Genomic DNA, 12407 nt, shown 5'->3' on the forward strand with positions numbered 1-12407 from the left:
GATTATAAACATACTCGAATACAATACTTAAATCAGAAGGCTATGTCAATGGTTTTTTTTGTATGTTGTCAGACCTTATATTCCATAATAATCAAATACACATTTGGCCACATCATAAGGTTTTACATTTAAATTTGGCAACTCATTTACCCGCATCCATAAAGGAATATAACTCCCTCTATCTTTCAGCTCGAACTCCTCGCCTTTACCACTTCCGAAAACTCCACCTATAATATGGGCAGTATAATAATACTCCGTACCTTTATACTCCACCTTTGCAATCCGATGCTCCACTTGTATATGTACCCCTAATTCTTCATAAACCTCTCGCTTCGTTGCTTCTTCAGGCGTTTCTCCTTCTTCAATTCCCCCGCCTGGAAAAACAAAATACAGCTCACCTTCTCGAACACGTTTTATAAGAGCGATTTTACCACCTTGTATAATTATAGCTGCACCGCGATTTCTTCTCACTTTATTACCTCAACACCAATCGCAACTGTTCCCCATTCTTTTTCTTGTTCTTTCGTATATATTCCGTATGTACTTTCTAACATTTCTTTTACACTAAGTTCTTCACAATCAAATAATTTTTTATCAATTTGTTCGTACATTGCTTTAAAGCTTTCGTATCGTTTTATCTCCGTTACTTTTACAGCCATCGTTTCTGCTGTCGTAAGGTTCGTAAATACAATTTCATCGTCTTGTTTTATAAGTTGACGTTTTTTATCGTATAAGCGTACTTCATATACTTTTTTTCCTAATTGAATCGACTGAAAAGGTTTATTATATAATCCCATTTCGTATCTCATACATTTCACTCCCTTTTATTCATCTTGCCTACTAACATTTTTGCACATTACTATTTCATACAACATAGTTCGCCTTACTTCACCTTGCATATAATGTTCCATATCCATTACTTTCTTTAGAGAGGATGATAAAATTGGTATGTTATATTTAAATCAAAAACCTGAATATAATAAATATGATATCGGTGATTATACTTACAGTAAAGTAGGCCCTATTATTTTTTCTTGGAATGATGAAACAAAATTAAAAATAGGTAAGTTTTGTTCATTAGGAGAAGAAGTCGTTTTCGTACTTGGAGGTGAACATCGTGCTGATTGGATAACAACTTATCCATTTAATGTCCTCTTCGAAGAAGGAGCACACATTACTGGTCATCCTTCTTCAAAAGGTGATATCGTAGTCGGCAATGATGTATGGATTGGTTATCAATCTTGCATTTTATCTGGTGTTACAATTGGTAACGGGGCCATTATCGGGGCCAAGAGTGTTGTTACAAAAGACGTACCTCCATATGCAATCGTCGCTGGTAATCCTGCCAAACTAGTTCGATATCGTTTCCCGCAAGAAATCATTGAAAAACTAGAAAACCTTGCATGGTGGGACTGGGACATTTCCGTTATAAAAGGAGCTATTCCATTTCTACTCTCCAACAAAGTCAACGAATTTTTCACTTCTCCCGAAGAAGAAGCTACTTGATCTAAACAAAAAGAGCATCCTATTCTTTCAGGATGCTCTTTTTGTGTTTATTTTTTATTTATTCGCAACTGATTACACGGAGAACAGTGAAATGGAATTTCGTCTAAACAATTAAAGTTTGTTTCACAAATTTGTTCTATCGTTGGAACAAATGGAATGACAACTATGTTACTATCTATTATTTGTGTAACAGGTGGCAATACTGTGCCTACTTGATGTTCGAAGCGAATACTCGCTTGATTAATATAATTTCCTGAACCACTTGGTGCACTCTGAACTGTTACTTGGAACGAAACTGTCCGTGCTTCACCTGGATTTAAACTTCCTATAAGAAACCCTGATACTGGGCTTACATTTGGCACTGGCGTATTATCAACAGTTACACTTCCAGGAACAAATCGAAAACTACTATCTAACATATCTTGAAAACGAATATTTTGTATCGCTGTATCCCCCGTATTCGTAATAACTGTCGTAAACGTAATAACATCGCCTATCGTTGCTGATTGAAGATCTGCCGTTTTTACGACTGTTGTTGAAACATTTTGAGGAATAAACGGGATAACAACTGTATTACTATCGCCTTCAACTACTACTGGCGGCTCATTAGGATTTACAGTTGCAAGCCCATTCGCTGTAGCAGTATTTGTTACTAAGTTATTTATTTGCCCTCCTGTTATTACAACTTGGAAATTAATAATTGCTGCATCATTCGGCTGAAAATCACCTAAAAGGATACCGGTATTCGGATTGGCAAATGGAAAAGGTACATCATTTACCGTTACCGTGCCATTTATAAATAACGTATTTGGGTCAATGATGTCTGTTAAAATAATATTTGTCACAGGAACTGTACTATCATTTATAACAGCAATTCCGTAAGTGACAACATCTCCTACCATTGCTACTTCAAAGTTTGCTCCTTTTGCAACAAATAAGATTGCAGTATTTACCGTTACAATAACTGTATTACTCGTGTCCATCACTGTAACTGGCGGTTCCCCTGGTACTAAAATATATTCTGCCGATGCTCCAGCAACGTTCACTACTGTACCACCATCTGGAAAACTTGTAATTGTAGCTTCATATGTTACAATCGCCGTCTCACCGACTGAAATGTCTAAAATCGTAAATCCAACCTGCGGATTTACTCCTGGACGTGCTACTCCATTTACCGTTACACTATTTGGTACAAAAGCCGCTTCCGGAGATAACACATCAATAAATTGAACATTCATTGCATCAGCCGTACCAGTATTTAATATGCGAACACGGTACGTTACCGTTTCTCCTACTCCAACAATTGAATGATCTACTTCTTTCAGCATATCTAAACTGCCTCTATTTACTGGTGTGACTGTCGTATTACTTGAATTCGTAATTGTAAACGGTGGTTCTCCTGGAATCAATTCAAAATCTCCAGTTACTCTCGCTGTATTCATAATGCTACTAGAAGGCGGAATTACGATTACATTTACTTCAAATGTGATTAGTATGCTATCTCCTACTGCAAGATCCGGTAATGAAAAGCCTACAAAAGGATCTAAACCTACTTGTGGAATCCCATTTATCTGCACACTCCCTGGAACGAATTCTAAACTAGGTGATGGAACGTCAATAAATTGCACATTTGTCGCTGTTACCGTTCCTGTATTTGTAACTTGCACACTATACGTTAACGTATCTCCTAATCGTGTCGCCTGTTTGTTGACAGTTTTTATAACATTGAATCGCCCTCTATTTACCCTTGTTATTGTCGTATTACTCGGCTCTGTTACTACAACTGGTGGTTCTCCTGGTACTAAAGTAAAACTTCCTGTTATATTTGCAACATTCGTTATCGTTCCTGAAGATGGAATATTTGTCACTGTCGCTTGGAACGTCACTATAGTCGTATTGCCAACAAGTATATCGCCAATTCCAAACCCAGTAATCGGATTCAAACCAGGTTGCGGAGTTCCATTTACCGTTACACTATTTGGTACAAATGACGCTCCTGCTGAAATCGTATCAATAAACTGAACATCGTTAGCTGTTACTGTTCCTGTATTCGTTATTTGCACTGTATACGTTAATACATCTCCAACTAAGGTAGCAGCTCTATTGACTTGTTTAATAACATTGAAGCGTCCTCTATTTACAGTTGTAAGTGTTGTATTACTTGGCTGATTTACTATAACTGGTGGTTCTCCTGGTACTAATATAAAGCTTCCAGTAACATTTGCCGTATTGGCAATTGTTCCGTTTGACGGAACACTAACAACTGTTACTTGGAATGTTACTTCTACACTTTCCCCTGGATTTATATCTGGAAGCGGGAATCCATTATTAGGATTGAATCCAGGTTGTAACACACCGTCTATCGTTACACTGTTCGGTATGAATGTTATAGAGGAAGGTAATACATCACTATATTGAACATTCGTCGCTGTCACCGTTCCCGTATTTTGAACTACTGTGGTATATGTGATTGTATCTCCTACTGCAACAACCGGCTGACTTACTGATTTTAAAACATTCAAACCAGATTCATTTATTTTCGTTAATGTCGTGTTACTTGTCGTTGTTTCAGTTATAGGCGGCTCTGTTTCACTTACAGCAAATGTAGCCGTAACATCCACAAAGTTAACTACTGTTCCACCTTGAGGTATGCTCGTTACCATCTCTTGGTATGTGACAAGTACAAAATCATCTACAGGTATATCTGGAACTGTAAAGCCTATGAACGGATCTAATCCTGGTGCCGGCACCCCGTTTATGCTCACACTTCCCGGTACAAATGCTACACCGGCGGAAGTAGTATCGATAAATTTAACATTGGTCGCTGCCACTGTGCCGAAATTAAAGATTAATACATCATACGTTAAAATTTCTCCTACAGTGGCTACTTCTTTATCTACTAATTTTAATGGAAAAATCGAAGCTATATTAATTGTCGTAACGACTAAATTCGTTAATATCGTTTCCGTAATCGGTGGTTCCTGAGGATTTGGTTGTGAAGTAAATGTAACGTCTGCATCATTTAATATGACTTCATTATCTGGAATTTCTGTAATCGTCACTTGGAACGTTACCTCAATACTTCCACCATTAATTAATAATGGGGTAACTGTAAATCCTATTTCTGGATTTAAACCAAGTTGCTGCACCCCACCTATCGTTACACTATCTTCTACAAATGTCGTTCCTTCTGGTATGACATCTTGGAAGAACACATCTGTAACAGGTATAATTCCTACGTTTGAAATTAGCACGGTATACGTTAATACATCCCCAACCGCTCCAGTTGCAACGTCAACTGTTTTTGTTGCTGTTACTTCACCAGGAGGAGGTAACGGTATTGTAACTACTGTCGTATTACTTGAATTTGTCGTTGTTACAGGCGGTTGTAAAGGATTTAATAAAAAAGTGGCTGTAGCAGCTGCTGTGTTTAATACTGCTCCACGTGTAGACGGTACAACTACCGTAACTTGGAACGTTACTGTCAATGATGTTCCAGCTGCGATATTAGGGAGCGGGAAACCAACATTTGGGTCAAAGCCAGGTTGAGGCGTTCCATTTATCGCTACACTATTTGCGACAAATGTTGTTTCTGTTGTAATCGGATCAATGAAAGAAACATTCGTCGCTAGTACTGTGCCATTATTTCGAATGACAACAGAATACGTGTAAGTCTCTCCAAGTGCTGCTTGTTGTACAGATGAAGATTTTTGTATATTTAACTGTGCCGTATTTACCTGTGTCACTACAAAATTACTATTCGTAACAGTCGTTATAGGAGGTCCTGCCGGATTTATAAGGAAACTTGCAGTAACATTCGATTGATTTCTTATATTCCCTCCACTTGGAACACTCGTCACTGTAACTTGAAACGTAATTGTAGCGGTTTGCCCGACTGGAATATTTGGTACTGGAAAACCTGTCATAGGATTCGCGCCTTGCTGTACGACTCCGTTTATTGTCACACTATTTGCTACAAACGCAGTACCAGACGGAATTGGATCTTGAAAAATAATATTCGTTGCAGGAACAGTTCCTGTATTTTGAATAAGAATCGTATACGTTAACGTATCTCCTACTCCTGCTTGTGGTGTATTTACACTCTTCATTACATTAAGTGATCCTACATTCACTCGCGTCACAACAATATTACTAATCGTTACAATTGTAATTGGTGGCTGCAAAGGACTTACTTGGAAATCAGCAGTTACATTCGCATTATTCGGAAGTACCCTGTTCGCTGGCACACTTGTGATTAACACTTGGAAAGTGACAGTTACCATCCCTCCTACTGGAATATTAGCAAGCGGAAATCCAGTTGTCGGATCTAAACCAGGTTGAGATATCCCGTTTATTGTTACACTATTCGCAACAAACGTTGTTCCAGATGGAATCGGATCAAGGAATGATACATTTGTCGCTGCTACTGTTCCACTATTTTGTATACGAACTGTATACGTTAACGTATCTCCTACACCGGCTTCACTAGCACTTACGCTCTTCATTACATTTAGCCCTGAAGAATTCACAACTGTCATAACAGTATTACTTGGTACTGTTACAGTAATTGGTGGCTCTGTTGGATTTACAAGGAAATCTCCAGTTACATTCGCATTATTTACGACATTATTTCCTTGGGGAATTTCATCAATTAATACTTCAAACGAAACAATTACACTTGCGCCAGTAGGCAAATTATTTAATGGGAACCCAAGTTCTGGATCTGCCCCTTCTTGTAAAACACCATTAACAAATACACTGTTTTCAATAAATAATGTCCCTTGCGGAATTGAATCTTGGAAAAATACATTTGTCGCTGGTACACTACCTGCATTTATGACTTCGATTGTATATACTAAAACATCCCCTACCGTTGCAACATCCGTATTCACTGCTTTCACAACTTCAAAATCCCCTGATTGTACAGTTGTATTCACAATGTTACTAGGAACATTAATTGTTACTGGCGGTTCGCTCGGATTCACTTGAAAACTTGCTGTTACATTTGCTTGATTTAAAATATCTTCATTTGGCGGATCCTGCTCAATTAATACTTCAAATGTAACTACAACTGTCTGAGCCGCAGGGATATTCGGAAGAGAAAATCCTGAATTTGGATTTAGTCCACTTTGTGGTGTTCCATTAATTGTTACAGAGTTTGCAACGAAAGAAACCGCTGAAGAAGTAGTGTCTTGGAAAAATACATTTGTTAACGGAACGTTACCTGTATTTTGGACGGCAATCGTGTATGTTAAAGTATCACCTACTGCCGCTTGAGCTGTATTTACTTCTTTTATTACATTTAAACCACCTGTATTAACTTGTGTTACAACGGTATTCGTTTGCCTATTAATCGTTACTGGCGGTTGATTCGGAATAACGACGAAATTAGCAGCTACATTACCGCGATTCGCAATCGTGCCTCCTGATGGGGTAGATGTAACTCGCACTTGAAAAGTCACCGTTCTACTTCCACCTGGAGATATATTCGCTACCGTAAACCCAGTCGCTGGATTTGCCCCAGGTTGCGAAACTCCATCAACAGTTACACTATTTGGTATAAAAGTCGTTCCAATTGGGGTTGGATCTTGAAAAATAACGTTCGTCGCCAGTACATTTCCTGTATTTTCAATTGTAACGGTATACGTAAGAACGTCATTAATTGTCGCAAAAGCTCTATCTACTGTTTTTCTCGTTCTTATATCGGCTATATTTATTGTAGTAAATACTGTATTACTTGTCGCTTGGCCTGAAACTGGTTGTTGACCAGGAACCGGAATAAAGTTAAACGTTGCACTTGCACGGTTCGGAATTGGATTTACAAGAGGATTAGATGTCACTCGAACTTGAAAGCGTACTACAGTCGTTTGCGAAGCATTAATACTTCCAAGATTAATACTACTTGCTGGATTCGCTCCTGGTCGAGCTACTCCATTTACCGTAACACTATTTGTTACAAACGTTGTTCCAGCAGGTATACTATCAACAAAAATCACATTATTTGCAGCGACATTCCCATTATTCGTCACATTAACTGTGTACGTTAATACATCATTAAGTGTTGCCGTCTGTAAATCTACAGATTTTTGCAAACTTACATTTGCGCGATTTACCGTCGTCTGTACTGTATTTGAAGAAGCTGTACTTGTGATAGGAGGACTTCCAACAAAAGGACGGAATTGGTATGACACCATTGCACGATTTGGAATAGGGTTTGGGTTCGGGAACGATGTTATTCGAACTTGAAATGTAACAATTCTTTGCGTGTTATTTGGGATTGTACCTAAATTAATTCCATTCGCTGGATTCGCACTCGGTTGTGTTACTCCACCTACCGTTACACTACCTGCTACAAATGTCGTTCCGTTCGGAATACTATCTTGTAATACAACGTTTTCTGCACTTCCTGTTCCTGTGTTCGGGACCGTAATCGTATAGGTGAGAGTATCCCCTACCCCTGCAACTGTTCTATTAACCGATTTAACAGGATTAATAATTGGACCTGTCGCATCAATTTGAACACCAAAACCAGCTGCAGCGTATCCATCTCCATTTGTGACAAAGCGAACAGTTGCTGACGTTTGATTGTTTACTAAAGAAGATGAGGCATCTACATTCGTAATATCCCACCCTTGTCTTCGGACCGCTAAAGCGATTCCTAACGGCTGATTCAAATCTCCAAATGTGCCGCTCGTATCTAGATTGCCACTATCATTACAAATTTGTGATTGAAAGAAATTATTCGCGGGGTTTCTCGGGCCGAATAATGCGACTGTAGCATTTGCATTCGATCCAAAGCGAAGCTGATCTCCAACAATGTTAGAATCACCTTCTTGAGCAGTTACGAGCACTCTTCCTGTAACAGCTCCTGTTGCCGGAGTAGCAAACCCTGAAATAGTAGCATCAACTGGCGGGGATGAAGCATCGATAATTTCTTGACCTGCATATACTGACAAATTCCGAAGTGGTAAACTTGCATTTTGATAAACTACCTCAAGCGTCCAGCCAGCTGAACGACTGATTGTTGGATCAGCTGAAGTTCTTGCAGCTGGCACGGTACCTGTTGTATATGTGCCTGCCCCACCTGCACTTACAAGATTCGTTACATTAGCAGAGCGAACATAATAAAACTGGTTCCCAACTGAACCTTGCTGCGCAGTTGCAGGATCTGGTGCAACAGAAAATGTTCCTGCTGGTGTTGTAAATGAAATATTATCATTTAAAAATGCTGTAACATCCTCTGTATCGGTCCGGTATGTGCCGGCCCATACTAGTTCTGCGTATAAAACACTACTCCCTGCTGGAAGGTTCAAAATTGCACTTGAAGAATTTAATGGCCAGTCATTCGTTGTTCCTGCCGGGAATCCAGGTACTTGAAGCGATGTATTTATCGTTGTAAACACATCAATCGTACCGAAGTTATTGTTTGGTGCAGGTGATGTAGGACTTAGTCCCAACGTGTTCCCAGTGAACGTGACGGCACCAGTTACTGTTGTTGTAAAACGATTCATAAAAGGCACACAATCATCTCATTTCATTTATAGTAAAAAGTGCTCTATACTATAAAATGTAGACAAACTATATAATGTACGTTGTCCAACAAAATTCCACATATATGGAGAGGAGTTTAATATACTATGCGCTACGTTATCGTAACAGGAACTTCACAAGGTTTAGGTGAGGCAATCGCCGTGCAATTGTTAGAAGAAAATACAACCGTTATCTCTATTTCTAGGAGAGAAAATAAACAGCTTGCAAAACTCGCAGAGCAAAACGACAGCAATTGTATTTTCCATTCCATAGATCTTCAAGATGTACATAATTTAGAAACTCATTTTAACGAAGTCTTTTCATCTATTCAAAAAGACACTGTCTCATCGATTCATTTAATTAATAATGCAGGCACAGTTGCACCAATAAAACCCATCGAAAAATCAGAAAGTGAACAATTCATTACGAACGTTCATATTAATTTAATCGCACCGATGATCCTTACTTCCACTTTCATGAAACATACGAAAGACTGGAAAGTAGAAAAACGCATTATAAATATTTCATCTGGAGCAGGAAAAAATCCTTATTTCGGATGGGGAGCTTATTGTACAACGAAAGCTGGTGTAAATATGTTTACACAGTGCGTAGCTACTGAAGAAGTGGAGAAAGAATATCCTGTAAAAACTGTCGCTTTCGCACCCGGTGTTGTTGATACAAATATGCAAGCACAAATTCGTGAAACAAATAAGGAAGACTTTATTAACTTAGATCGATTCACCGCATTAAAAGAAGAAGGAAAGCTACTGTCACCTGAATATGTTGCGAAAGCTATTCGTAACTTACTAGAAACTGAGAATTTCCCGCAGGGTGAAGTAATTCGAATTGATGAATAACAAAGAGGCACGCTATAATAGCGTGCCTTTTCATTCTATTTCTCTAAAAATATGAGTACAGACTCCATCATCTTCTCATAACCAATCTCTTGATAAATTTTATTTGATGTTGGATTTGCCAGGTCCGTATATAATGTCGTTGTTTTGTAACCTTCATCTAACATACGTTGACTAAGTGCAGCGACACAACTAGATGCGTACCCTTTTTTCCGAGCTTCTTTCGGTGTATATACGAAATTAACTGTTATATTGTTTGTAGTCGGTCTCGTTTTTGCAGCTACAGAAACAATCTTCCCGTCTACTTCTAAACCAAATAGACGATGATTAGTAATTAATGTATGAGCAGTTTGTTTCGCTTCTTCTTTCGTAGTAGGAAGCTTCACATCTTCGCAAAATTGATATATCCACTGCTCTATTAATGTTAGCTCATCACTACTTACTTCTCGAAAGATTCCATCTCCGTTCCACTTTTTCTTTACTTGTTTTAATTCATATATACCTTGCTCCATTGCAACATTAGTTTTCTTATTCTCTAACACTGCAATCTCTTCCGCTAATTTCTGTACGATTTTTTTATTACCAATCAATCCAGGAATATTTGGATATACTTTCGTTAACTCTTTTGCAAGTTCCTTAATAGCTACTGCCGAAATCTCAGACGTAGCAACAATTATTTGTTTCTTTTCTTCTGTTTGAAGAAATACAGCTGCAATTTCTTCCTCTTGTTTTGCTACTCCTATAAATATCGGTTCTTGGACCATTTGTAATACACCTAATATGAGATTATTTTCCTGCTCATTCTTCTCTAAAAATGGTGTAACCTCTTCTGTAAAATTAAGAATCTCTTCATATACATGTAATTGAATCATCGACAATCTCTTCTCTCTATTTATAGTTTCATTAAGTATTGGCGATTAATTCATTAAATCCTTCTTTTACGATTTAATAATATTTGAAACTAATGTGTTCAAATCATTTTCAGCATGTAACACTCTCTTCTTTTCCTTCTCAAATAGCTCTTCTTCTTTTCGAAACGATTCTTTACGTTTATTAATCATACGCTCCATCTCTTTTTTACTCGGTCCACCATATACATTTCTTTTTTGAATAAAAGCTTCTGGTGATATAATTTCTTTCCACTCTTCTTCTAATAAATTTACTTTCAAATTTTCTTGTAAGTATACATTTATGTCTTTGAAATTTAATTCATGTAATTCTTTCTTCTGCCGCATAGACATATTCGCAATCGCACTTGCTGCATGATGTGCATGCCGAAATGGTATTTCATAGTTTTTTGTTAAAACATCTGCGAAATCTGTAATCGTAATCGCGTGTTTATATGAACGACTTTTTAACGTTTCCTTTTCTACTTTCATCGTTCGAATAACTGCGTTCATCATACAAAAAACACGAATCGCCTTTTCGATTCCTTTATATAAATACGGCTGCAAGTCATCCTCCGTATCGACAATATCGCCAAATGGTGTATTATGAATCATTTGAAATACAGTAAATGCTTCCCCTAAAGCACTACTCGTAATAGCACGGGCATGTTCTATTGAAACAGGATTTCGTTTTTGCGGCATAATACTACTTATTTGCACATATGGCTTCGCTACAGTAATCCCATCATATTCTTTCGTCGCTAATAGTAAAAAATCATGAATCCATCTACTCGTATTCGTCATAATAACCATTAGTAACGAGCTAACTTCTAATAAATAATCTGCTCCAGCAACAGCATCATATGAGTTCTCAATTACATTTGTAAACCCAAGTAACTGTGCCACTCGTTTTCTCTTAATTGAGAAGCTTGTTGTAGAAAGGGCAGCTGCCCCCATTGGAGAATGATTTAAAAGATGATACGCTTTTTTCATTCTTTCTAAATCTCGTTGCATCGTATCATAAATTGCCAAAACATAATGACCAAATGTTGTCGGCTGCGCCGGTTGTGTATGTGTATACGCGGGCATAATTGTTTCCATATGTTCACCGGCGAGCTCCAGCATACTTTCTTGCAGCAATAAATGATGTTCCATTAACCGCAATATAAATTGCCGTAAACTCATGCGATACATCGTTACACCCATATCATTTCTACTTCTACCGATATGCATATTACTTACAAATTCACACTTTGCTTCTTGAGAAAGCAAATGTTCAACTAAGAAAAAAAGATCTTCATGTTGCTCTGTATATAGCAACTTCTCCTTTGGAATCCCCTCTACTTTTTTAAGTGCGATTAATATAACTTTCGCTTCTTCTCTTTTCATTAACTTCTCTTCAGTTAACATAGTAATATGTGCCCTATGCACTTGAAACATATCTTTTAATAAATAATTACGCTGAAAATTAAATACGTGCTGTAATACACAATCTACATATGTTTTCCCAGGGAAATCAGCGCCTTCATTCTTAATAAACTCTTCTTTACTCTGTTTCATCACCTTTTCCCCTTTCGCCTAAGTGTTACTACCCATCATACCCAAGGATGGTGAAAAAGTGCTTGTACAT

At 37.8% G+C, this 12407-nt stretch carries 7 protein-coding genes; 2 read left to right on the forward strand and 5 right to left on the reverse strand.

Annotation, left to right across the window (positions count from 1 at the left end; all coding sequences use genetic code 11):
- Positions 1-75: 75 nt before the first annotated feature.
- Positions 76-471 carry an NUDIX hydrolase gene (locus tag MKY70_RS18290; protein ID WP_341025461.1) on the reverse strand — a complete coding sequence of 132 codons (396 nt, stop codon included), beginning with the start codon at positions 469-471 and terminating at the stop codon, positions 76-78.
- Positions 468-809 carry an ASCH domain-containing protein gene (locus tag MKY70_RS18295; RefSeq protein ID WP_044439966.1) on the reverse strand — a complete coding sequence of 114 codons (342 nt, stop codon included), beginning with the start codon at positions 807-809 and terminating at the stop codon, positions 468-470. Before MKY70_RS18295 ends, MKY70_RS18290 begins: the two co-directional genes overlap by 4 nt.
- A gap of 139 nt (positions 810-948) precedes the next feature.
- Here MKY70_RS18295 and MKY70_RS18300 point away from each other — a divergent pair, with 139 nt between their 5' ends.
- A complete protein-coding gene (locus MKY70_RS18300; RefSeq protein WP_002128459.1) occupies positions 949-1506 on the forward strand; it encodes a CatB-related O-acetyltransferase in 558 nt (185 codons plus the stop codon).
- A gap of 47 nt (positions 1507-1553) precedes the next feature.
- Here MKY70_RS18300 and MKY70_RS18305 read toward each other — a convergent pair whose 3' ends face one another.
- Positions 1554-9026, reverse strand: coding sequence for a DUF7507 domain-containing protein (locus MKY70_RS18305; RefSeq protein ID WP_341074545.1), 7473 nt, complete (start codon positions 9024-9026; stop codon positions 1554-1556).
- Positions 9027-9143: 117 nt separating this feature from the next.
- Here MKY70_RS18305 and MKY70_RS18310 point away from each other — a divergent pair, with 117 nt between their 5' ends.
- The gene (locus MKY70_RS18310) at positions 9144-9893 is read left to right on the forward strand and encodes a (S)-benzoin forming benzil reductase (protein ID WP_341025465.1); all 750 of its coding nucleotides are present in this window, start codon (positions 9144-9146) and stop codon (positions 9891-9893) included.
- Positions 9894-9928: 35 nt separating this feature from the next.
- On the opposite strand, the gene MKY70_RS18315 is transcribed toward MKY70_RS18310, so the two are convergent.
- A complete protein-coding gene (locus tag MKY70_RS18315) occupies positions 9929-10762 on the reverse strand; it encodes a GNAT family N-acetyltransferase (RefSeq protein ID WP_002014365.1) in 834 nt (277 codons plus the stop codon).
- Positions 10763-10828: 66 nt separating this feature from the next.
- On the reverse strand, positions 10829-12337 hold the full coding sequence (gene argH / locus MKY70_RS18320; RefSeq protein ID WP_341025466.1) for an argininosuccinate lyase: 1509 nt from the start codon (positions 12335-12337) through the stop codon (positions 10829-10831).
- Between the last annotated feature and the right edge of the window lie 70 nt (positions 12338-12407).

This window comes from Bacillus sp. FSL R9-9492, assembly GCF_038007365.1.
GTDB classification, from domain to species: Bacteria; Bacillota; Bacilli; order Bacillales; family Bacillaceae_G; genus Bacillus_A; species Bacillus_A mycoides.